The 22788-nt window shown below is 75.5% G+C and carries 20 protein-coding genes; 17 read left to right on the top strand and 3 right to left on the bottom strand.

All coding sequences use genetic code 11. From position 1 onward, the window contains the following. Nucleotides 1–14: 14 nt before the first annotated feature. The 3 genes from ACH4SE_RS12820 to ACH4SE_RS12810 form a co-directional block, all read right to left on the bottom strand. Nucleotides 15–1217, bottom strand: coding sequence for a cytochrome P450 (locus ACH4SE_RS12820; RefSeq protein ID WP_398543379.1), 1203 nt, complete (start codon nt 1215–1217; stop codon nt 15–17). Nucleotides 1218–1232: 15 nt separating this feature from the next. After that, the gene (locus tag ACH4SE_RS12815) at nt 1233–2429 is read right to left on the bottom strand and encodes an acyltransferase family protein (RefSeq protein ID WP_398543378.1); all 1197 of its coding nucleotides are present in this window, start codon (nt 2427–2429) and stop codon (nt 1233–1235) included. Between the two features lie 118 nt (nt 2430–2547). Further along, nucleotides 2548–3270: a LuxR C-terminal-related transcriptional regulator gene (locus ACH4SE_RS12810; RefSeq protein ID WP_398543377.1), complete on the bottom strand. Its 723-nt coding sequence runs from the start codon at nt 3268–3270 to the stop codon at nt 2548–2550. A 283-nt stretch (nt 3271–3553) separates the two neighbouring features. Between ACH4SE_RS12810 and hutH the strand changes: the two genes are divergently transcribed. From hutH to ACH4SE_RS12725, 17 genes are all read left to right on the top strand, one after another. Next, nucleotides 3554–5227, top strand: coding sequence for a histidine ammonia-lyase (gene hutH, locus ACH4SE_RS12805; RefSeq protein WP_398543376.1), 1674 nt, complete (start codon nt 3554–3556; stop codon nt 5225–5227). Next, nucleotides 5211–6644, top strand: a complete 1434-nt coding sequence (locus ACH4SE_RS12800) for a phenylacetate--CoA ligase family protein (RefSeq protein ID WP_398543375.1) — start codon at nt 5211–5213, stop codon at nt 6642–6644. The genes hutH and ACH4SE_RS12800 overlap by 17 nt, the downstream gene beginning before the upstream one ends. A gap of 12 nt (nt 6645–6656) precedes the next feature. After that, on the top strand, nt 6657–8492 hold the full coding sequence (gene asnB / locus ACH4SE_RS12795; RefSeq protein ID WP_398543374.1) for an asparagine synthase (glutamine-hydrolyzing): 1836 nt from the start codon (nt 6657–6659) through the stop codon (nt 8490–8492). Nucleotides 8493–8543: 51 nt separating this feature from the next. Continuing rightward, entirely contained in the window at nt 8544–9533 is a 990-nt protein-coding gene (locus tag ACH4SE_RS12790) for a carbohydrate kinase family protein (protein ID WP_398543373.1), read from the top strand. Next, on the top strand, nt 9530–10477 hold the full coding sequence (gene metF / locus ACH4SE_RS12785) for a methylenetetrahydrofolate reductase [NAD(P)H] (RefSeq protein WP_398543372.1): 948 nt from the start codon (nt 9530–9532) through the stop codon (nt 10475–10477). The genes ACH4SE_RS12790 and metF overlap by 4 nt, the downstream gene beginning before the upstream one ends. Before the next feature lie 124 nt (nt 10478–10601). Then, a complete protein-coding gene (locus ACH4SE_RS12780) occupies nt 10602–12029 on the top strand; it encodes a class II 3-deoxy-7-phosphoheptulonate synthase (RefSeq protein ID WP_398543371.1) in 1428 nt (475 codons plus the stop codon). Then, on the top strand, nt 12026–13210 hold the full coding sequence (gene aroC, locus ACH4SE_RS12775) for a chorismate synthase (RefSeq protein WP_398543370.1): 1185 nt from the start codon (nt 12026–12028) through the stop codon (nt 13208–13210). Before ACH4SE_RS12780 ends, aroC begins: the two co-directional genes overlap by 4 nt. After that, complete coding sequence (locus ACH4SE_RS12770; RefSeq protein WP_398543369.1) at nt 13210–13782, top strand: shikimate kinase; 573 nt, start codon at nt 13210–13212, stop codon at nt 13780–13782. Before aroC ends, ACH4SE_RS12770 begins: the two co-directional genes overlap by 1 nt. Next, entirely contained in the window at nt 13718–14449 is a 732-nt protein-coding gene (locus ACH4SE_RS12765) for a hypothetical protein (RefSeq protein ID WP_398543368.1), read from the top strand. The genes ACH4SE_RS12770 and ACH4SE_RS12765 overlap by 65 nt, the downstream gene beginning before the upstream one ends. Next, on the top strand, nt 14436–16139 hold the full coding sequence (locus ACH4SE_RS12760) for a GH3 auxin-responsive promoter family protein (RefSeq protein WP_398543367.1): 1704 nt from the start codon (nt 14436–14438) through the stop codon (nt 16137–16139). Before ACH4SE_RS12765 ends, ACH4SE_RS12760 begins: the two co-directional genes overlap by 14 nt. Then, nucleotides 16139–17044 (top strand): class I SAM-dependent methyltransferase, encoded by a 906-nt coding sequence (locus ACH4SE_RS12755; protein ID WP_398543366.1) that lies wholly within the window; start codon nt 16139–16141, stop codon nt 17042–17044. Before ACH4SE_RS12760 ends, ACH4SE_RS12755 begins: the two co-directional genes overlap by 1 nt. Continuing rightward, nucleotides 17044–18390 carry a tryptophan 7-halogenase gene (locus ACH4SE_RS12750; protein WP_398543365.1) on the top strand — a complete coding sequence of 449 codons (1347 nt, stop codon included), beginning with the start codon at nt 17044–17046 and terminating at the stop codon, nt 18388–18390. Before ACH4SE_RS12755 ends, ACH4SE_RS12750 begins: the two co-directional genes overlap by 1 nt. Continuing rightward, a complete protein-coding gene (locus ACH4SE_RS12745; protein WP_398543364.1) occupies nt 18387–19559 on the top strand; it encodes a hypothetical protein in 1173 nt (390 codons plus the stop codon). Before ACH4SE_RS12750 ends, ACH4SE_RS12745 begins: the two co-directional genes overlap by 4 nt. Continuing rightward, on the top strand, nt 19556–20350 hold the full coding sequence (locus ACH4SE_RS12740; RefSeq protein WP_398543363.1) for a DUF6182 family protein: 795 nt from the start codon (nt 19556–19558) through the stop codon (nt 20348–20350). Before ACH4SE_RS12745 ends, ACH4SE_RS12740 begins: the two co-directional genes overlap by 4 nt. Beyond that, complete coding sequence (locus ACH4SE_RS12735; RefSeq protein WP_398543362.1) at nt 20347–21030, top strand: LysR substrate-binding domain-containing protein; 684 nt, start codon at nt 20347–20349, stop codon at nt 21028–21030. Before ACH4SE_RS12740 ends, ACH4SE_RS12735 begins: the two co-directional genes overlap by 4 nt. Beyond that, nucleotides 21027–21878 carry an alpha/beta fold hydrolase gene (locus tag ACH4SE_RS12730; RefSeq protein ID WP_398543361.1) on the top strand — a complete coding sequence of 284 codons (852 nt, stop codon included), beginning with the start codon at nt 21027–21029 and terminating at the stop codon, nt 21876–21878. Before ACH4SE_RS12735 ends, ACH4SE_RS12730 begins: the two co-directional genes overlap by 4 nt. Further along, nucleotides 21872–22741: a class I SAM-dependent methyltransferase gene (locus ACH4SE_RS12725; protein WP_398543360.1), complete on the top strand. Its 870-nt coding sequence runs from the start codon at nt 21872–21874 to the stop codon at nt 22739–22741. The genes ACH4SE_RS12730 and ACH4SE_RS12725 overlap by 7 nt, the downstream gene beginning before the upstream one ends. Nucleotides 22742–22788: the final 47 nt, after the last annotated feature.

Genomic DNA, 22788 nt, shown 5'->3' with positions numbered 1-22788 from the left:
CGGGTGGGAGCGCGTCACCACACCACAGGCATGGCCCTCGGACGGAGCGTCAGCAGCCCGCCCAGCCACTCCACCTCCTCGGCCGGCACCGCCAGGCGCAGCGAGGGGAGCCGCTGCGCGAGGACGCCGAAGGCCGTCTGCAGCTCCACCCGCGCGACACCGGCACCCGGGCAGTAGTGGTGGCCGTGGCCGAAGGCGAGGTGGGCGGTGTCGCTGCGCGTCAGGTCCAGGGTCTCCGGGTCGGAGACGCGCCGGACGTCCCGGCCCGCGGCGTGCATCACCGGGATGACGCCCTCGCCCCTGGCTATGTGCGTGCCGGCCAGGTCCACGTCCTCGGTGGCGATCCGCATGAAGCCGATCTCCGACGGCGGGGCGTAGCGCAGGAGTTCCTCGGTGGCCGCGGGCACCAGGTCGGGCTTCTCGGTGAGCAGGCGCCACTGGTCGGGGTGGCGGAGCAGCTGGAAGAGGCTGCGGGAGATGGCGCTGACCGTGGTGTCGTGGCCGGCGACCAGCAGGTTGATGCCGAGCCAGACCATCTCCCGCTCGTCCAGCCGGTCGTCGTCGTCGCGTGCGGCGATGAGCGTGCTGAGCAGGTCGTTGCCGGGGTTCTCGCGGTGCCGGGCGATCAGGCCCGCCACGTAGGCGGCGGACTCCTCGCGCGCCGCGAGGCGCTCCTCCGGGGTGTGCGCGGTGATGCTGACCAGGCGGTCCGTCCACTCCTGGAGCCGGGCGCGGTCCTCGACCGGCGCCCCGACCATCTCGCAGATCACCCATACCGGCAGCACGGCCGCGAAGTCGTGGTGCAGGTCGGCCGGCCGGGGGCCCGCCTCCAGACGGTCGATCAGCTCGTGGGCGATCTCCTCGATCCTGGGCCGCCACCGCTCCGCCTTGCGGGGCGTGAAGGCCGGGGAGATGAGCCGGCGCAGCCGGGTGTGGTCGGGCCCTTCCATGTTCAGCAGGTTGTAGGGGTTGTCGGAGAAGTCCTCGCCCGCGACCGTGCGGACGGCTCCCGGCTCGCGCAGCGCCGCCCGGGACAGCCGCCGGTCGGACATCGCGGCCTCGACCTCGTCGTAGCCGGTCACCATGAGTGCGGTGCTGCCGCTGGGCAGCCGGACCCGGGTCACCGGGCACTGGGCGCGCAGTTCGGAGTACTCCTGCGGAGGTTCGCTCAGGGGTCCGAGCGGGAGCGGGTACGGCAGGAGCGCGTCGTCGGACATGCTGTCGACCACCTTTCAGGCGGTGGGTGAGGGAGAGGGTCCGGGGGCCGCGGAGGACGGCACCGCCGGCGGTGCCGCCGGTTCCGGCTCCGGCACGGCGGCGGGGGCGGCCCGCTTCCCGCCGAGGTACCGCACGGCGGGGCGTTCGACGGCCACGTGCAGCGCCCCCGACAGCAGCAGGGACAGGGCGAAGGCCGCGGCCAGCATGCCGATCGCCGAGGGCGTCGACCAGGTCCGCCCGGCGCCGGTCCACCGGTGCCCGAACACCAGCAGCAGCCGGTGCACCATGTAGAAGGCGAAGGACCACTCGCCCAGCCGGACGGCGGTGGGGGTGGCGAGGACCGAGGACGCCCCGCTGGTGTCGCGCTGCGCGACCGCGGCGATGAGCAGCCCGACGGGCAGCACGGTCACACTGGTCAGGCCGTACAGGAACGGCAGTTGCAGGGACACCGCGTACCCGCCCAGGACGAGCGCGGCGGCCGGGAGCACCCCGATCGGGACGCGCCGCCCGGACAGCAGCAGCTGGGCCAGGAGGATGCCCAGGCAGAATTCCGGGAGGCGGCTGGCCGGCAGGACGTAGACGAACCAGAACTGCCACACCGAGCCGGAGCCGAACGGCAGCGCCGGCGACTGCGGGAGCAGTTCGGAGACGAGCGGCAGCAGGGGGACCAGGAGGGCCGTGGCGGCCGCCCACATCCACAGGTGCCCGGCGCGGATCCGCCGCACCCCGCGCAGGATCAGCGGGAAGCCGAAGTAGAAGAACACCTCGCAGGACAGCGACCAGGTCACGTCGTTGAGGCTGGAGAAGACCGGGCGGGTGGGGAACCACGCGTGGATCAGGAGCAGGTTGGGTAGCGCCTGGTGCGGCGTGGCGGCGGTGCCGGCCCAGGCCAGGAGGGCGAGGGCGGCGCCCCAGGTGAGGATGTGCAGGGGGTAGATCTTGGCCGCCCGGCGCCGCCAGAACCCTGTCGCGGTGTCACGGGGGCGGGCCGACCAGGTGAGGACGAAGCCGCTCAGCACGAAGAAGAAGCTGACGCCCAGCCAGCCGGCGTTCGCGACGACGTCCGCGTACCGCCGGTTGGCGCCGGTACGGGAAAACGGAGCCTCCAGGGAGGCGTGGAACGCGAAGACGAAGAGCACCGCGACGAAGCGCAGCCCGGTGAGGGAGGGGAGCCGGGAGCGGGTGGTCCGTGTACGTGGAGCCGTGGTCATGGAGCGCTCCGGGTCTAGGAGTCCATATTCCAACGTTCGCTAAGCATCGAACCATACGGGCGCACGGCCGGGCAACCGATCAGCGCGCCCCGGGCCGTGCGGCCGGACCGCGGTCCCGTCACGCCAGGTCGAGCACGCGCCCGGCCGGCCCTTCCACGCACCCCGGCCGGCGGACCTGCGCGACGGCCTGCAGCCGGGTCCTGACCCCGAGTTTGCGCAGAATGTTGGAGACGTGGAATTTCACGGTCTTCTGGCTCAGATAGCAGGCCAGGGCGATTTCCGCGTTCGACTGGCCGGCGACCATGTGGGAGTAGATTTCCCGCTCGCGGCCGGTGAGCTTGTCGACCGGCGCGGGAGTGCCGGGGCTGAAGAACGGCAAGTGCGGCAGCACGCTGTCGATGATCTGCACGGCGATTCCGTGCGGCAGGAAGACCTCGCCGCGATCGGCCGCCTGCACCGCGCCCAGGAGATCGGCGAGCGGTGCGTCATGGCACACGAAGACGCGCGCCCCGAGCTGGAGGTACTCCACGATGCGCTGGGCGCAGGCGCCCTGCATCACCATGGCCAGTCCGCTCAGCCAGCGGCGACTCGGCTCCCCGGCCGCCGCGAGGCTCCTGGTGATGACCTCGGAGGGCGAGGACGCCGGATCGTCCGCCACGAGGAGGACGCGCCCCCGCTGTGCGCCGCCGTCCGGGCCGTCCTCCCGTAACTGGGCCGGCCCCACGACCTTCACGCTGGAAACGGAGCGGAGCGCCGCGGCTATACCGGCGGCCAGGATCGACGTCCCCCGAGGGGCGACGACGCAGATGGGTTCTTCAAGACCGTTCGCGAAATCGATCATTGTTGCCCCCTGTAACGACCTCACGGGGATCACCCGCCGGTGGCGAAGCGCAGCAGCGGGCCTTCTCCCTCAATGACCGCCAGATGCTAACCCGCAAACAATCTGCGACACAATGAATTTATTATAGAGTTCACAATGATTCCTCGGCCTCCAAAGCGCCGCATCCCGGCCGAAATGCTGACATGTCAAGGGGATCCGGGGCCCGCCCCTGGCCCTTGGACCAGGGGCGGACTGGCCGGGCGGACGAAGCGCAGGCCGCGGCATCTCGCTGACGATTACCGGCATGATGAATCGAAGCGGGTCCGGGGATGGCCCGAAGTCCGCGCAGCCCGATGGCGCGTCAGTCGAGCTGGACGGCCGGTCCCTCACTCTCCGTGACGTGCTGCGGCTGGCCCGCCCACCGCGGGAGGGCAAGGCCGTCACGGCGGCGCTGAGTCCCGGGGCGGTCGCCGCGGCGCGGCGGAGCGTCCGCCTGCGCGACTCCCTCATCGCCGAACGCAAGCCGATCTACGGTGTGACCACCGGTTTCGGAGACAGCGTCACCAGCCAGGTCAGCCCCGAGCGGGCCGCCCGGCTCCAGCGCAACCTGATCCGCTACCACCTCAACGGCACCGGTCCCGACACCGCGCCCGACGTGGTCCGCGCGACCCTGCTCATCCGGGCCAACGCGCTGGCCCGCGGGAACTCCGGCATCCGCCCCGAGGTCATCGGCAAACTCCTGGAGCACCTGAACGCCGACATCCTCCCGCGCGTCCCCGAGCGCGGGTCGCTCGGAGCCAGCGGGGACCTCGTGCCGCTGTGCTACATCGCGTCCGTGCTGCTCGGCGACGGCGAGGTGCGCTTCGGCAAGAAGTCCGTGCCGGCCGCGGTGGCCCAGCGGGAGGCCGGCATCACGCCGGTGTCCCTGGAGGCCAAGGAGGGGCTGGCGCTCATCAACGGCACGTCCTTCACTGCGGCCTTCGCGGCGATCGCCGCCCACGACGCCGCCTGCCTGGCCCGGGCGGCGGAGATCGCCACCGCCTTCGCCGTCGAGGCGCTGCTCGGCAACACCTCGCACTACGCGGCGTTCGTCCACGACGCCAAGCCGCACCCCGGTCAGCGGACGTCCGCCGCGCACCTGCGCCGGCTGGCCGCGGGCTCGGGCCTGTCCACGACCTACGAGGCGATCCTCGACAGCACCGAACCGCTGCACGAGGACTACCGCCGGCTCGACCACCGGATCCAGGACCACTACTCGGTCCGGTGCGCGCCGCACGTCGTCGGAGTGCTGCGCGACACCCTGAGCTGGGTCGAGCAGTGGCTCACCACCGAGATCAACGCGTCGACCGACAACCCGCTCTTCTCCGCCGACGAGCAGCGGGTGCACCACGGCGGCAACTTCTACGCCGGGCACGTCGGCCAGGCCATGGACAGCCTCAAGGTCGCCACGGCAAGCGTGGCCGACCTGCTGGACCGCCAGCTGGCCCTGCTGGTCGACCCGAAGTTCAGCGCCGGGCTGCCGGCCAACCTCGTCCCGCCCTCGGCGGCCGCCGAGGCCGGCCTGCACCACGGCTTCAAGGGCATGCAGATCGCCGCCTCCGCGCTGACCGCCGAGGCGCTCAAGACCTCGTCCCCCGCGAGCGTCTTCTCCCGCTCCACCGAAGCGCACAACCAGGACAAGGTGAGCATGGGCACGATCGCCGCCCGTGACGCCCGCACGGTCAACGAGCTGACGGGCGAGGTGGCGGCGATCGCGCTGCTGGCCGGGGCCCAGGCCGTCGAGCTGCGGGGACTCTCCCGGGCCGCCCCGTCCGTCCAGCGCGTCCACGCGCTCATCCGGGCCCATGCGCCGTTCGCGGACGGCGACCGCCGCATGGAGCCGGACATCACCGCCGTCAGCGAACTGATCTTCAACGGCGAGCTGGCTCGCGCCGCCGGTTTCTCCCCTGACAAGGATTCCGATGCTGCTGCTGCGTGACACCCGATCCGGGCAGGCTCTCCTCGGCACTGCCACCTCCCACGCGGAACTCGTCCGCGCCAGCCACGCGGGGACGGCCGACCCCGCCGCCCTGGGGGAGAAGTTCACCGCCACCCTGGAGGCCGCCCTCCAGTCCGGGCTGTACGACCGCGCGCCCCTCGCCGAAGCGGCCAGGAAGGCGCGGGCGGCGGACCCGGCGACGGTCGTCGCGGAACTCCTCCCGCAGCTTCCGTTCCTGCCCAAGACCAGCCTCAGCTCCGCCGGGCACCAGGCCTTCACCCGGGAGCTGTCGGACTTCCTGCACTACTACGAGTCGTCCGGGACGACGGGCAACCCGGTCGCGGCACCGAAGTCGCTGGACGACCTGATCGTGAACACCATCAACATCGGGGAGCAGTGGGCGCGCGTCCTGGACCGCGCCGACCGCGCCCTGATCCTGATCAACGCGCCCTTCGCGCCCGCGGCCTACCAGTTCGAGAAGGTCCTGGAATACCTCCAGGTCATGTCGATGCGGCCGTGGGTGGACAACATCACGGGCGACTACACCCGCGTCCTGCGGCTGACCCGCGAGCTCTCCGTCAACGTTTTCGTCGGCCCGCCGTCGCGGCTGCTGGAGATGATCCAGTTCGCCTACCGCAACGACGAGCCGGTCCCGGCCTTCGACAAGCTCCTGCTGATGGCGGAGCAGACCGGCCCGGGCTTCGTCCGGCACCTGGAACGGCTCACCGGCGCCACCGCCTACGTCGCGTCCTACGGGTCGTCGGAGACCGGCACGACCGCGGTCACCTGCGAACGCAACAACCTCCACCTCCAGACGCAGAGCTACCTGCTGGAGCTCACCGACGACTCCGGGACACGGCGGATCGACGGCAGCGCCGACCGCGGCGAACTCGTCGTCACCAGCCTCGACATGCCGGCCCGGCCGCTGCTGCGCTACCGCACGGGCGACCTGGTGGAGATCCCGGGCACGCCGTGCCCGTGCGGGGTGGCCACCCCGCTGCTGCGCACGCTGGGCCGCTCCCAGGACCTCATCGTCCTGGAGGGCAACGGCATCCGGCAGAACGACTTCGAGGCCGCCCTGTGGCCCGCCGAGCACAGCGGGCCCACCGTGCTCAACTACATGCTGGTGATCCGCGGCGACGCGATCGTGTGCCTGGCGACCACCGACACGGACGTCGACGAGGACTGGTCGCGCGGCACGGCGGAGCGCCTGGGCGCCCTCTTCCCCGGTTACGACCTGGTGCTGCGCGCGGTGGAGAAGCTGCCTCCGCTGGCCTCCCTGGGCCAGTACCTGGGGTGGAAGCTGTCCCGCGTCCTCGACCTGAACGACGCGCGCAACTGGGACCGGCTGCCCGCGCCGATCCGCGGCGTCGTGGAGACCACCCTGGCCGACCTGGCCCCCGCATCCCCGCGTTAAGGAGCCTTCGACATGTGCGGCATCACAGGCTGGCTGGACTGGGAGCGCGACGTGTCCGGCCAGGCCGGCGTGCTCTCCCGGATGACCGAGACCCTCGCGCTGCGCGGCCCCGACGGCGCGGGCGCGTGGACCTCCGCACGCATCGGGCTGGGCCACCGCCGGCTCGCGGTGATCGACGTCGAGCACGGGCAGCAGCCGATGCCGGCGTACAGCCCGGACGACGGACGGGAGACGGCGGTCGTCACCTTCAGCGGTGAGATCCACAACTTCCGGCAGCTGCGCGGCGAGCTGGCCGCGCGCGGCCACCGCTTCCGGACCGGCACGGACACCGAGGTGCTGCTGGCCGCCTACGACGCGTGGGGGGAGGACGCCGTCACCCGGTTCGCCGGGATGTTCGCCTTCGCCCTGTGGGACGTCGCCCGGCAGAAGCTGCTGCTGGCCCGCGACCCGCTGGGCATCAAACCCCTCTACTACGCCGAGCACGCCACCGGGGTGGTCTTCGGCTCCGAGCCGAAGGCGCTGCTCGCCAGCGGGCTGGTCGCGGCCGAGGTCGACGCCGAGGGACTGGTGGACGTGTTCACGGTGGCCGCCAAGCGCCCCGGGGACGCGGTCTTCAGCAGCATGCGCGAGGTCCGGCCCGGCCACCTGCTGGCCTTCGAGGCCGGCGGCACCCGGGTGCACCGCTACTGGCAGCTGCGCAGCGCCCCGCACGAGGACGACGTACCGACCACCGTCGCCCGGGTGCGGGAGCTGCTGGGCCGGGCCGTCGCCGAGCAGACCGAGGCCGACGTGCCGCTGGGCGCCCTGCTGTCCGGCGGCATCGACTCCAGCGCCATCACCGCGCTGGGCGCCGGCGCCCTCGCCGCGGCGGGCGCGGAGCCGCTGGCCACCTACTCCGTCGACTTCGCCGGCAGCGAGGAGGAGTTCACCGCGGACGCGCTGCACGTCTCCCGGGACGCGCCGTTCGTCCAGGCGGTGGTGGGGCACCTGGGCACCAAGCACACCGAGGTGCTCGTGGAGCCCGCCTCGCTGCTCGGCGTGTCCGGGACCACGCTGGCGGCCCGCGACGTCCCCGGCGTCGGGGACCTCGACGCGTCGCTGTACCTGCTCTTCCGCGACGTCCGCCGGCATCTGACGGTGGCGCTGTCCGGGGAGGGCGCCGACGACGCCTTCGGCGGCTACCCGTGGTTCGCCGGCGAGGCCCGGCAGCCGACGGACGGCTTCCCCTGGTCGGCCGGCGTCCAGGACCGCAACGCGGTGCTGTCCGCGCAGCTGCGGCAGAGCCTGGACCTGCACGAGCGCCTCGACAACCGCTACCGGGAGGCGCTGGCGGAAGTGCCCCGGCTGGAGGGCGAGACGGGGACGGACCGGCGCATGCGGGAGGTGTACTACCTCCAGCAGACCCGCTTCCTGCCCTTCCTGCTCGACCGCAAGGACCGGATGAGCATGGCCAACGGGCTGGAGGTCCGGGTCCCGTTCTGCGACCACCGCCTGGTGGACTACGTGTGGAACGTGCCCTGGGAGGTCAAGCGGCTGGGCGGCCAGGAGAAGGGCCTGCTGCGCAGCGCGGTGGAGGACCTGCTGCCCGCCGAGGTCGTGCACCGGCCCAAGAGCGGCTTCCCCGTAGGGAAGAGCTCGGCGTACCTCGACTCGGTGCGCGAGGCGGTGTCGGCGATGATCGGCGACCCCGGCTCGCCCGCCATGGACCTGCTGGACGCCGGGGCCCTGCGCGCCATGGTCGACAACAAGGACTGGTTCAACGGCGCGTTCACCCCGCCCCCCGTCCTCCCGCGGGCTCTCCAGCTCGACGGCTGGATGCGCCGCTACGGGGTGCGGGTGGTCCTGTGACCCGCCGGCCCGGCACGGCGCGGGCACCGCAGACGGCAACCGGAGGTTGAGATGCGCATAGCGGTCACCGGTTCGATCGCCACGGACCATCTGACGCACTTCCCGGGCCGGTTCACCGACCAGCTCGTACCGGAGGAGCTGGACCACGTGTCCCTGTCCTTCCTGGCCGACGAGCTGCACGTCCGGCACGGGGGCGTCGCCGCCAACATCGCCTTCGGCCTCGGGCAGCTGGGGCTCGCCCCGCTCCTCGTCGGTGCGGCGGGAGCCGACTTCGCGGACTACGGGGCCCGGCTCGCCGGGCACGGCGTGGACATCAGCGCCGTCCACGTGTCGGCGACCCGCCACACCGCGCGGTTCATGTGCACGACCGACGAGGCCGGCAACCAGATCGCCACCTTCTACGCCGGTGCGATGAGCGAGGCGGCCGTGATCGACCTGCGGGCCCTCGCCTCGGCCGCCGGGGTGGACCTGGTGCTGATCGGGGCGAACGACCCGGAGGCGATGATCCGGCACACGCAGGACTGCCGGGCGGCCGGTCTGCCCTTCGCGGCCGACCCCTCGCAGCAGCTCGCCCGGCTCACCGCCGAGGCCGTCCAGGAGCTGGTCTCCGGGGCGGAGTACCTCTTCACCAACGAGTACGAGAGCACCCTGCTGCTGCACAAGACCGGGTGGTCGGCCGCGGACGTCCTCGACCGGGTCGGCGTCTGGGTCACGACGCTGGGCGGGAAGGGCTGCCGCATCCGGCGGCGGGGCGAGCCGCCCGCCGAGATCAGGGCGGTGCCCGTCGCGCGGCCGGCCGATCCCACCGGGGTCGGCGACGGTTTCCGCGCCGGCTTCCTGGCCGCCGTCGCCTGGGGGGCCGGGCCGCTGCGGGCCGCCCAGCTCGGCTGCGCGGTGGCCGCGGCCGTGCTGCGCTCCGTCGGGTCGCAGGAGTACCGGGTGCGCACCGGCGAGCTGCTGGCGCAGTGCGGTGACGTCTACGGTCCGCGGTGCGCCGAGGAGCTGGCGGCCTGCCTCGGCCGGGTCGGGGTGCGCACATGACGGCCGGCCGCCGGCCCCCGGGCGGGGTGCGCCGTGCGCTGGCCGGCCGCGGCCCGGTCCTCTCGTTCGAGGTCTTCCCGCCGGGGACCCCGCAGGGCGCCACCGCGCTGTGGCGCACCGTCCGTGCGCTGGAGGCGCTGCGCCCGGCGTTCGTCTCCGTCACCTACGGGGCCGGCGGCAGTTCGCGGGACCGCACCCTCGCACTCGCCGAGCGGCTGGCGCAGGAGACGACGCTCCCGGTCCTGGGCCACCTCACCGCGGTGGGGCACTCGGTCGCGGAGCTGCGCCGGGTCGTCGGGCAGTACGCGCAGGCGGGGGTGCTCGACCTCCTCGTGGTGCGCGGCGACCCGCCGTCCGACCCGCAGGGCCCCTGGACCGCGCACCCCGAGGGCGTCCGCCACGCCGCCGAACTGGTCCGCCTGGTACGGGAGTCGGGCGACTTCGGCATCGGGGTGGCGGCCTTCCCCGAACGGCACCCGCGCTCGCGCGACTGGGAGGAGGACATCCGGCACTTCGCGGCCAAGGTGCGGGCGGGAGCCGACTTCGCCGTCACGCAGATGTTCTTCGACGCCGAGGACTACTTCAGACTCCGCGACCGGCTCGACGCGGCCGGCTGCACCGTCCCCGTCATCCCCGCGATCATGCCCGCCACCCGCTACCGGCAGATCGCGCGCTTCGCCGAGCTGAGCGGCGCGGCCTTCCCCGGGGACCTGGCCCGCCGCCTGGAGGACGCGGGCGACGACGCGGCCGAGGGGCACCGTATCGGGGTCGCCCACGCGACCGCCCTGGCCGCGCGGCTGCTGGACCAGGGCGCCCCGGGACTGCACTTCATCACCCTCAACCGGCCCGAGGCGACCCTCGGCATCCACCACGGGCTCGGGCTCTCCGGCGCCCGCCGCACCCCGCAGACGGCTGCCGCGGGAGCGTCCCCCCATGCCCCCTGACCAGTGCGCCACCGCGGGTGCGGCAGCCGTACCCGCCAGGCCCGGCCCGGGGAGACGTGCCCAGGGCGTCCCCCGGACCGCCGGCCGACCCCGGTCCTCTTCCCGCGCCCCAGGAGAACCCGTCATGCAAGCGAACCCGGAGGGCCCGGTGCCGGCGCTGCCCGCCCGGCGCGGCCTGCCCGCGGCGCAGCAGCCCGACTACCCCGACCCGCAGGCCCTGCGCGAGGTGGTCGCCGACCTGGAGGCCTGTCCGCCGCTCGTCTTCGCCGGGGAGTGCGACCGGCTGCGCGAGCGCATGGCGGCCGTCGCCCGCGGGGAGGCCTTCCTCCTCCAGGGCGGCGACTGCGCGGAGACCTTCGCGGCGGTGTCCGCCGACCAGATCCGCAACAAGCTCAAGACGCTGCTCCAGATGAGCGCCGTGCTGACGTACGCGGCACGGGTACCGGTGGTGAAGGTCGGCCGGATCGCCGGGCAGTACGCCAAACCGCGCTCCAGCGCGTACGAGACGCGCGACGGGGTGACGCTGCCGAGCTACCGCGGCGACGCCGTCAACGGGCTCGCCTTCACCGGCCGGTCCCGTACGCCCGACCCCGCCCGGCTGCGGCGCATGTACCACTCCTCGGCGGCGACGCTCAACCTCGTACGCGCCCTGTCCACCGGCGGCTTCGCCGACCTGCGCCAGGTGCACGCCTGGAACCGGGACTTCGTGGCGTCCTCCCCCTCCGGGGAGCGCTACGAGCGGCTGGCCCGCGAGATCGACAGCGCACTGAGCTTCATCCACGCGTGCGGGGCGAGCCCGGAGGAGTTCGACAAGGTCGAGTTCTTCGCCTCCCACGAGGCGCTGCTGCTGGACTACGAGCGCGCGCTGACCCGGGTGGACTCGCGTACCGGCGAGCTGTACGACGTCTCGGGCCACATGCTGTGGATCGGCGAGCGGACCCGGCAGCTGGACGGCGCGCACATCGCGTTCGCCGCGCGGATCCGCAATCCGGTCGCCGTCAAGCTGGGCCCGTCCACGACCGTGGACGAGGCGCTGCAGTACGCCGAGCGCCTCGACCCGGACCGTGAGCCGGGCCGGCTGACCTTCGTCGTCCGCATGGGCGCGAAGCGGATCCGCGACCGGCTCCCCGAACTGGTGGAGAAGGTCACCGCCTCCGGCCTGACCGTGGCGTGGGTGAGCGACCCCATGCACGGCAACACCTACGAGGCCCCCTCCGGTCACAAGACCCGGAGCTTCGACGACGTCCTCGACGAGGTCAGGGGCTTCTTCGAGGTGCACCGGGCGCTCGGCACCCATCCCGGCGGCATCCACGTCGAGCTGACCGGCGACGACGTCACGGAGTGCGTCGGCGGTGGCGCCGAGGTCTTCGTCGGCGACCTGCACCGGCGCTACGAGACCGCCTGCGACCCGCGCCTGAACCACAGCCAGTCCCTGGACCTGGCCTTCCTGGTGGCCGAGATGTACCCGCACCGCGGCGGCCCGGCCCGGCCCGCGCCCGGTGCCGCGGGCGGCGGGGAGCGGGCCGGGGCGCGACCGAGGAGCACCGCATGAACCGACTGCGCTGGCTCACCGCCGGCGAATCCCACGGCCCGGCCCTGGTCGCGACGCTGGAGGGGCTGCCCGCGGGCACCCCGCTGACCACGGAGATGGTCACCGCCGCCCTCGCCCGCCGCCGGCTCGGTCACGGCCGGGGCGCCCGGATGGCGTTCGAGCAGGACACGGTGACCCTGCTCGGCGGGGTACGGCACGGGCTGACGCTCGGCTCGCCGGTCGCCGTCATGGTCGGGAACACCGAGTGGCCCAAGTGGGAGCAGGTCATGGCGGCCGATCCGGTCGACCCGCAGATCCTCGCCGGGCTGGCCCGCAACGCCCCGCTGACCCGCCCCCGGCCCGGCCACGCCGACCTGGCCGGCATGCAGAAGTACGGCTTCACCGAGGCCCGCCCGGTCCTGGAGCGCGCCTCGGCACGCGAGACCGCCGCCCGGGTCGCGCTGGGCGCCGCCGCGCGCTCCTTCCTGGCGGAGACCGTCGGCGTCGAGCTGGTCTCGCACGTGGTCGGGCTCGGCGGGGCGGAGAGCCCGTACGGCGTCGTCCCGCTGCCCGCCGACCAGGACCGGCTGGACGCCGACCCCGTGCGGTGCCTGGACGCCGCCGCCTCCGCGGCGATGGTCGAGGAGATCGAACGGGCCCGCAAGGACGGCGACACCCTGGGCGGCGTGGTGGAGGTCCTGGCCTACGGCGTCCCGGTGGGCCTGGGCTCGCACACCCACTGGGACCGGCGGCTGGACGCCCGGCTGGCCGCCGCCCTGATGGGGGTGCAGGCGATCAAGGGGGTCGAGGTCGGCGACGGCTTCGGTCTCGCCCGGGTGCGCGGCTCCCTGGCCCACGACGAGATCGAGCCCGGCCCCGGCGGCATCCGGCGCAGGTCCGGCCGCTCGGGAGGCACCGAGGGCGGCGTGTCCACCGGCGAGACCCTGCGGGTGCGCGCCGCGATGAAGCCGATCGCCACCGTCCCGCGCGCGCTGGCCACCGTGGACGTGTCCACCGGTGAGGCCGCCCGGGCCCACCACCAGCGCAGCGACGTCTGCGCGGTGCCGGCCGCCGGGATCGTCGCCGAGGCGGTCGTCGCGCTGGTGCTCGCGGACGCCGTGGTGGAGAAGTTCGGCGGCGACAGCGTCGCCGAGACCCGGCGCAACGCCGCGGCCTTCCTCGCACGTCTCGCGGTGCGCTGATGGGCGGCCCGCGGGTCGTCCTGGTGGGGCCGACGGGGGTCGGGAAGACCACCGTCGGCGCGCTCCTTGCCGCGCGGCTCGGCCTGCCGTGCCGCGACACCGACGCGGACGTCGCGGCCGCCGAGGGCCGCCCGGTCGCGGAGATCTTCGCCGGCGAGGGCGAGGAGTACCTGCGGGAGGTGGAGGAGCGCGCGGTGGCCGCCGCCCTCGCCGAGCACCCGGGGGTGCTCTCGCTCGGCGGCGGGGCGGTGCTGCGCGCGCGGACCCGCGCGAGGCTGGCCGGCCGGCCGGTGGCGTTCCTGTCGATGGGGCCCGGGACCGCCCTCGGCCGGTTGCGGCGCGGCGGCGCCCGGCCGCTGCTGGCGGACGACCCGCTCGGCCGGTGGCGCGCGCTGGCGGACCTGCGGCGCCCCCTGTACACCGCGGTGGCCCGGGTGGTGATCGACACCGACGGCCTGGAACCGGACCAGGTCGCCGAGGACGTGATGCGAGCCTTGGAGCTGAGCCATGACGGGCATTCAGGAAAGCTGCAGGAGCACCGGTCCACGGCGGGGCGCACACCCCCGCCCTGACCGGACCGGGCCGCAGGGGCCCGCGGAGCCGCCGGGGCCGCCGGACTTCACCGTCCTCATCGGCGGTGACTTCGCCGGCAAGTCGACCGTCCTCGGCGCCCTGGCGGCGGCGGATCCCGCGGTGCAGGTGCTGTCGACCGACGAGGGGTTCCTCGGCCCGCGGCACCTCCAGGTCGGCCAGCTGCGCCGGCTCGCCGGGGGGCTGCTGCCGCACGTCGGGGGCGACTACACCCCGGACTTCCTGGCCGCGCTGTTCCACGCGGCGGTGGTGCACCTGCGCGACCAGCTGCGCCGCTGCGATCCCGGGCGACCGGTGATCATGGACTCCTATTACTACAAGTTCCTCGCCAAGTGCCGGCTGGCCGGCGCCCAGGAGAGCCCGCTGTTCGCCTGGTGGCGCTCCTACCCGCAGCCGCACCGCGTCATCGAGCTGGACGTGCCGCCCGCCACGGCCTGGGAGCGCTGCGGCCGCGGCGCCGGCCTCAACGCGCTGGAGTTCTACGGTGCCTCCCCGGTCCGGCCCGCCTTCGAGGACTACCAGAGCGACCTGCGCAGGCTGATGCGCGAGGAGGTCCGCCACCTGCCGCTGCGGCGCCTTCCCGCGATCGGCGACCCGTCGGTCACCGCCCACCGGATCAAGGAGGCACTCGCCGATGTCCGCGCCTGACCCCACCGCCTTCCACGACCGCAACGCCCGCTACCGCGCACGGGTCTTCGCCGAACGGGCCCGGCTGCGCGACGCCCTCGCCGACCCGGCCGCCCACCAGCGCAAGGTGCTCCGGGACCTGCTCGACCTCAACGCCGGCACCCGCTTCGGCACCGCCCACGGTTTCCGGCGGATCCGCTCGCTCGACGACTTCCGCAAGGCCGTCCCGATCCACGCCTACGCCGACCTGGCGCCCTGGATCGAACGGGCCGCGGCGGGCGAGGCGGACGTGCTGAGCGCCGATCCGCCCGCGGTGTGGTTCACCAGCAGCGGCAGTACGGGCGCGCACAAGAAGATCCCGGTGACACCGGCCTTCGTGCGCACCACCTTCCTGCCGTTCTACTTCGCCGCCTGGGCTCCCCTGCTGGAGCACTTCCCCGAGGTGCTCGACCGCCCGGACGCCGTGCTCAACCTCAAGCACGACCCGCTGGCGGCCCCGCCGACGCTCGCCGACGGCCGGCCCCACGTCGGCGCCAGCCAGGTCGACTTCGGGGAGCGGTTCGGCGAGCCGCTGGCGGCCGAGCCGGGCTCCTTCGCCCCCTGGGGGACGCTCCCGGTCCCGCTCGCCGCGGACGACCACGAGGGCAAGATGTACGCCCGGCTGCGGCTGGCCATGGAGAGCGACGTGCGGCTGGTGATCGGGATCAACCCGGCGATGGTCGCCGCCCTGCCCTTCCAGCTGCGCCTGTGGTGGCCGCGGCTGCTGCGCGACATCCGCGACGGCACCGTCGCCGGCGTCCCCGCCCGCGACCCCAACCCGCAGCGCGCGGCGGAGCTGGAGCGGGCGGCGCACCGCGCGGGGGAACCGCGGCCGGCCGTCGTGTGGCCGCGGATGCGGGCGCTGTTCTGCTGGACCACCGGCATGGCGAGCCTGTACCTGCCGCGGCTGCGCGAGGAGTACGGGACCGGGGTGACGGCCCTGCCCGCGCCGGTGGCCGCCTCCGAGGGCCCGGTCGGCACCGCGCTGGACCGGCACCCCACCGCGGGAAGCCCCGTCGTGACCGCCTCCGTCCTGGAATTCGCCGACGCCGACGAGGACATCGGCCCCGAGACCCCCACGTGGGACGTGCGGCAGCTCGACGTGGGCCACGACTACCACGTCGTCTTCAGCCACGTCGGCGGCCTGTACCGCTACGCCGTCGGCGACGTGGTCCGGGTCGTGGACCGGGTCGGCGGCGTCCCCCGGCTGGAGTACGCCGGCCGGGCCACGCGCTCGGACGCGGCGGGCGAGCGGCTGCGCGACGCGCAGGTGATCAGGGCGCTGGGCGGCGCCGCGGCGGCGGGCGGGCTCGCCGTGCGCAACGCCGCCTGCCGCGTGGAGCCGGACCCGGGCACCGGGCGCCCCGGCTACCGCTTCGCCCTGGCCCCGGCAGGCCCGTGGAGCGAGGACGAGCTGCACCGCTTCGGCGAACGCCTCGACGAGGAACTGCGGCACGGCTCCGCGGGCTACCGGTCGGCCCGGGAGGCGGCCCGCCTGGCCCCCGCGCGGGTCACCCTCCTGGACGGCGACGCCTTCGACCGCGACTGGCTCGCCGCCGTCGCCGGGGGCACCCGCCCGACGCAGGTCAAGGACCGTCTCTTCCGCCAGGACAGCCGGCAGTGGGACCGGCTGACCGCCCCCGGCCACGCTCCCGCCGACCGAGGTGAATGATGCACCAGCAGACCCGGCTCCCCGGCCACGCCCCCCACTCCCCCGCCGACACCGCACTGGACGCCGTCGAGCGCACCGCCCTGCTCACCGCCGCGCTGCGGGCGGCCGAGAGCCGGCGCCCCGACCGCATCTACGACGACCCGTACGCGGCCGCGCTCTGCGGCGACCTCGGCCCCCAGCTCCTCGCGGAGATCCGGGCGGTGACCTTCCCGCAGGACGCCGAGCGGACGCTGCCCAGCACCCCCGACTACAACGCGATCCGCACCCGGCTGTTCGACGACCTCCTCCAGGACGCCGCACACCGGCAGGGCCTGCGGCAGGTCGTGCTCGCCCCCGCGGGGATGGACTCGCGCGCCTACCGGCTGGACTGGCCGAGCGGCGTCAGGTACTTCGAGGTCGACCGCCCCGCGGTGCTCGCGTACAAGCGCGGGCGCCTCGCGGGCCTGGCCACGCCCCGGGCCGACCACCACGCGGTGGCCGTGGACCTGACCTCCCCGGACTGGGAGAGCCGCCTGACCGCCGCCGGGTACGACCCGGCGGCCCCCTCCGTGTGGCTGCTGGAGGGCCTGCTCTACTACATCCCCGAGGCGGACGCGCACCGCATGCTCGGCCGGGTGGCCGCGCTGATGGCCCCGGGCAGCCGGATCGTCGCGGACATCGTGAACCGCGCCGCGCTGACGCTGCCCGGCATGCGGGGCCTGCTGGAGGTGTTCGAGGGCTGGGGCTGCCCCTGGCTGTTCGGCGAGGACGAGCCCGAGCGGCTCTTCGCGCGCCACGGCTTCGACGTGACGGCGACGCAGCCCGGCGAGGGGGCCGCCGACTACGGCCGCTGGCCCGACCCGGTGCCGCCGCGCGCCGCCGGGCCAGTCCGCCGGGTGTTCTTCGTCCACGGTGCGAAACGCTGATGCGCGTCGTCGTGGCCGGAGGAAGCGTCGCGGGGCTGGCCGCCGCGCTCGCGTTCGCTGCCCGGGGGCACCGGGTCGACGTCCTGGAGGCGACACCGCCACCGCCGGACGGACCCGGAGAATGGCGGCGCGCGGCCGTACCGCAGGCCCTGCACGCGCACACCTTCACCTCGCTCGGCACCTGCCTGCTGCGGGACAGGGCCCCGGAGCTGCTGCAGGAGCTGCTGGCGGCCGGTGCCACGCTCCTGGACCTGACCCGGGCGGCCCCGCGCGGCGGCCCGCCGGTCGCCGACCCGGACCTGATCGGCCTCGCGTGCCGCCGGACCGTCTTCGAACAGGTCCTGCACCGGCACGTCGCGGCCCTGCCGGGTGTCCGCGTACGGCACGGCCGCCCCGTCACCGGCGTGCTGGCCGACGACGGGCGGGTGCGCGGGGTGCGGCTGGGCGGCGAGGAGGTGCGGGCCGACCTGGTCGTCGACGCCACCGGCCGCAGGGGCGCCGCCCGCCGCTGGCTGGCGGCGGCCGGGATCCCGCTGCCCGCGGACCGCGTCGAGCGCTCGGCGATCACCAGCTTCTCCCGGCTGTACCGGCGCACATCCGCGCAGCCGCCCGGCGCGCTCAACCGGGGCAACGCCGCCGGGGGGATCTGGGACGGCTACGCCGCGGTCCTGCACCCCGGCGACGGGGCGACCTTCACCGTCGCGCTGGGCACCCTGCCCGCCGACCGCACCCTGGGACGGCTGCGCGACGCCGGGGACTTCACCCGGGTGGCGGCCGCGAGCCCCTTCCTGGGCCCGTGGCTCGCGCCCGGCGCCGCCGAGCCCGTCTCCGCCGTGCACGCGCTCACCTGCCCGCCGAACGTGCTCCGCGCCGCGGCCGTCCGCCCGCCGGTGGCCGGGCTCTACCCGGTGGGCGACGCGGCGGTGGTCACCGACCCGATCTTCGGGCGCGGCATGTCACTGGCGTTCTCCCACGCCTTCGCGCTGGCCGGGCTGCTGGACACCCACCCCGGGGTGGACGCCGCGCAGCGCGCCGCCGCCGGGCGGCTGGCCGAGACCGCGCTGCGCCCGTGGTTCGAGCACGCGGCCGCCGCCGACCGGTCGCGCACCGCCGCCTGGACCGCCGGGATCCCGGCCGCCGGCTCGCCCGCGTTCGGGCTGCCCGGGGTGACCGCGGGCGAACTCGCGGCGGCGGCCGCCGTGGACGGCACGGTGTGGCGGGCCCTCACCCGTACGCTGATGAGCCTCGACACCCCGCAGCGGGCGTTCGCCGGCGACGCCCTGGCCGCGCGCGTACGGGCCGTGGCCGGCAGCCGGGAGCGTCCCGCGGCAGGAGCCCGGGCATGACGGCGCCGACCACCGCCGCCGCGACCGCCCGGCCGGCGGGCCCGGCCGCCCCGGCGGCGCCCCGCAGGCCGCGCGTGCTCATCGCTCCCGTGACCGTCACCCCGTCCAAGCCGCTCACGCCCTCGCACCTGAAGGGCCTGCTGTGGGCGGACGTGATGTACCGGGCGACCGGCCAGGTGGCCGACGCCGCGCTCCGCTACAGCCACACCGCCTACCACCCCACCGAGCAGACCCTGGGGTTCTGGGAGTTCCTGGACCGCGCGGTGGGGGACGCCGACTTCGGCGCCATGGACGAGGAGGGCATCGGCGCGCTGTACGTGCGCTTCCGGCAGGAGGGGCGGCGCGCGCCCGCCGCGGCCCTGCGCCCCTACGCCGACGCCGTCGAGCACCAGGGGTGGACCCACCCGGCGGCGCTGCGGGTGCTGGAGCTGTGGCAGCGGCACTACGCCCGGCTGGGCATGCACGACCCGGGCCTGACGGCCCACCAGCCGCCGGGCCTCGCCCTGGACGACGCCCTCGGCCTCCTCGCCGCCGACGGGCTGTGCCTGGACCAGCGCCCCATGGGCGGGCCGGTCTACCTCGACCTGACCGCCCAGGGCCTGCCGCTGCGGCAGATCGTGACCGCCGACGGGCGGCCCAACTACCTGGCGTGCGCCCTGCGCGACCTGCTCCCGCTGGCCGGCCGCTACGACGAGGTCGTGCTGCTGTACGACCCGGACCTCGACGCGGACTACCAGCTCCTCCAGCGCGTGCTCCAGGCGCGCGGCCCGGCGGTGCACCGGGTGGCGGTGGGGCGGGTGCCGATCGACGGGCGGATCCGCTCGGCCCGCGAGGGCGGCTGGCACGGCCTGCACGCCGGGGCGCTGCTGGACGCCCTGCTGTCCGGCCACGACCGCGCCGCCGTCGCCCTCGGGGCGCGGCTGTACTTCCTGGCCTGCCTCGGACCGGGGCAGCAGGAGTCCTTCCGCGCCGGGCTCCTCGTCCAGCAGGTCCGGCGGGCCCGGCGGATCCTGGACGCCGGCGGGGCCCCCGGCGCCCCGGCGGCCGAGCTGATCGGCCGTCACCGGCGCGGCCACGCCCACGTCGACGCCTACCGGCTCACCTCCGGCCTGCTGGGGCGGCGCCCCACCCGGCTGCCCCCGGACACCCTGCGGGAGGTGTTCCTGTGACGCCGGTCGGGACGGCCGGGGTGCTCGGCCAGGAGGAGCTGCGGCGCGCGGCCGCGGCCCGGCTGCACCGGGCCCGCCCGGACCTGCTGGACGGCGCCGACGCGGATCTGGAGCGGCTGCTGCGCGCCGCGGACGCCCTCGCGGAGGAGGACGAGCGCGACCCGCGCAGCGCGCACGCCGTCGCGGTGGTGCGCAGTTACGCGCCCGCCCGCTGGGTCGCGCAGGCCTGCGCGTTCGGCCTGTCGCTGCAGTCCCGCCCGGACGCCGAGCGCGTCGCGGCCTGGCGCCGCTCGCTGACCCGCACCGTCTTCCTGGCCGGTGACCCACGCCGCCTCCAGCGCCGCTTCGACTTCCACCACCTGTCCCCCGACGGGTCCGTCGCGTGGTGCGCACCGGGGCCGCCGGCCGCGACCGCGCCGCTGCGCCGGCTGCTCAAGACGCTGCGCGCCTCCGGCGGGGCCCCGGCGATCCCGCCCACCCCGGTGCGCGTCCCCGACGCCGCCCGGCCGGCCCGCCGGGCGCCGCTGCGCCGGCAGCTCTACGTCGCCACGGCGCGCACGCCGCTCCCCCGCCTGCTGGTGCACACCCACCACCTGCTGGTCGAGGCGGTGCTCGACGGACTCGTCGAACCCGGCGACCGGCTCGTCCTGCACCACGTCCCGTCGCTCGGCGGGCTGCGCGCCCACTTCGACGCGCTGCGCGTCGACGCCGAGGAACCGCCCTCCCACGGCACCTCCGCCCCGCCCCGCCTGCGCGCGTGGGCCGCCCTGACCCGAGGAGAACGCCTGTGACCACCTCCGCCCCGTCCGCGCGCGCGGACCGTGCCCGCGCGGAACACCCCCCGATCCGCTGCGGGCTGCACGCCTCCCACACCATGGCCGACCGGATCGTGGCGGGAGCGGGATGGCCCGCGGACGCCGTGCGGTGGCTCCCGTTCGAGGTGGACGACCCCTTCACCGCGCTGCGTGCCGGGCAGACGGACCTCATGGTCGTCAAGTACCTGCCGCGGACGCCCGATCTGGAGGTCAGCCGCCCGGTGTGGCACGACCCGCGGGCCGTGGCGGTGGGCGCGCACCACCCGCTGACCCGCCGCGGCGCCCTCACCCTGGAGGACGTCGCCGACTTCCCGGACTTCCGCTGCCCCGCGGACTTCCCGCCCGAGGTGTGGGACGAGGTGGTGCCCCGCACGGCCCCGTCCGGGCGTCCGATCCGCCGCGTCCACCCCATGACGACGGTGCGGGCCATGGCGGACGTCCTCCTCGCCGGCGACGCCGTCCACCTCTCCTTCCTGTCGCTGGCCACGGCCGTCCCCGCGGGGATCGAGGTGCTGCCCGTCCACGGCCTCCCGCCGGGTCCCGTCGCCCTGGCCTGGCTCCGCGGCACCCCGTTGCCCGGCCACGTGGCCCGCTTCGTGCGGGACGCCGAGAACGCCGAGGCCCGCCGCACGGCGGCCGCGGAGCCGGCCCGGTGACCGCGCCCCGATCCGGCGCCGGGGCCCGGCCGCCGGTGGTGCTGCTGCACGCCCTCGCGCTCGACGCCACGATGTGGCGGGCCCAGCAGCACGCCCTGGCCGGGCGCGGGCACCGGGTGCTCGCCCCGCACCAGCGCGGGTTCGGCGGCACGCCGCTGGGCGCGGAGCCGCCCTCCGTCGACGTGCTCGCGGACGACCTGCGCCGTGCCATGGACGGCCGCGGCGTGGAGCGGGCGGTCCTGGCCGGGGTGTCGATGGGCGGGTACGTGGCCATGGCTTTCGCCCGGCGCTGGCCGGACCGCGTGCTCGGCCTGGGGCTGGTCTCCACGCGGGCCGCGGCGGACGACGCGGCGGCACGCGAGGGCCGGCTGGCGTTCGCGGCCGCCATGGCCGATCCCGCCGCCGCGCCCGCCTGGGCCGCGGCGGCGGCCGGCCGGCTCTTCGGCCCCACCACGCGGGACCGCCGGCCCGCGGTCGCGGCGGAGCTGCGGGCCGCCGGGGCGGCCGCGCCGCCCGCGTCCGTCGCCTGGGCCCAGCGCGCCGCCGCCGAACGCCCGGACTCCGGGCCGCACCTGGCCGCTCTGGCGGTGCCCGCGCTGGTCGCCGTGGGCGAGGAGGACGGCCTCGTCACGGTCGGGGAGGCGGAGGCGACCGCACGCAGCCTCCCCGGCGCACGGCTGGCCGTGGTACCCACCTCGGGCCACCTGCCGCCGCTGGAGACCCCGCACACCCTGACCGGGCTGCTCGCCGACCTGCTCGACGAGGTCGCGGGCACCACCCGCGTCCCCGTCCCCGGCACGGCCCACCGCCCCCTCGTCACCGTCCACCCGGAGGACCTGCCGTGCTGACCGACGACCACGCGGCATGGGGCCACACCGCCTCCACCGGTCTGGGCTTCAGCACCGGGAACATCGTGGACGCGCACTTCGCGGCGTGCGCCGGCGCCTACCGCACCGCCCTGGACCTGGCCGGGGTGCACCGCGGCTGGCACGTGCTGGACGCCGGGTGCGGCAGCGGCACCTTCCTGCCGCTGCTGGCCGAACGCGTCGGCCCGCAGGGCAGGGTGTCGGCGGTGGACCTCGCGCCGGAGAACGCCGCGCTCGCCGGGCGCCGGGCGCGGCAGGAGCTGCCGGGCGGGAGCGGCGCGCCGCCGGTCGACGTCCGGACCGGCGACGTCCTCGACCTGCCCTACCCCGACGGCACCTTCGACGCCGTGTGGTGCGCCAACACCGTCCAGTACCTCGACGACGGCGAACTGCCGCGCGCACTGGCCGAGTTCCGGCGGGTGGTGCGCCCGGGCGGGGTCGTCGCCGTCAAGGACCTCGACGCCGCGCTCCTCACCCTCCGCCCCGGCGACCCCTTCCAGCTCACCGACTTCTTCCGGCACGCCGCCCGGGTCCCCGGCTACGCCCACCAGCTGCTGCGCACCCGGGACCTGCATCTGTGGCTGCGCCGGGCGGGCCTGACCGGCGTCCGCCAGCAGACCCTGCTGATCGAGCACTACGCGCCGCTCACCCCGGCGGCCGCCCACTTCTACGGCCTGGCCACGGCGAGCGTCGCCCGCCAGGCCCTCGACAGCGGCCTCCCGGAACGGACCTGGGCCCCCCTGCTGACCCCGGACCACCCCGGCCACCCGCTGCGCTCCCCCGACGCCTACATCAGCGAGGGCAACGTCGTGGCCGTCGGCACCGTCCCGCCGGACCGGCCGTAGCCGCCGGGCAGCCGTCGCCGGGCGGCAGGGCGGTGTCCGGCCGGCTG

Source organism: Streptomyces sp. NPDC020983, from assembly GCF_044333485.1.
Classification (GTDB): Bacteria; Actinomycetota; Actinomycetes; order Streptomycetales; family Streptomycetaceae; genus Actinacidiphila.
Note: the sequence above shows the minus strand (reverse complement) of the source record. Positions and strands in the feature narration are given on the sequence as shown.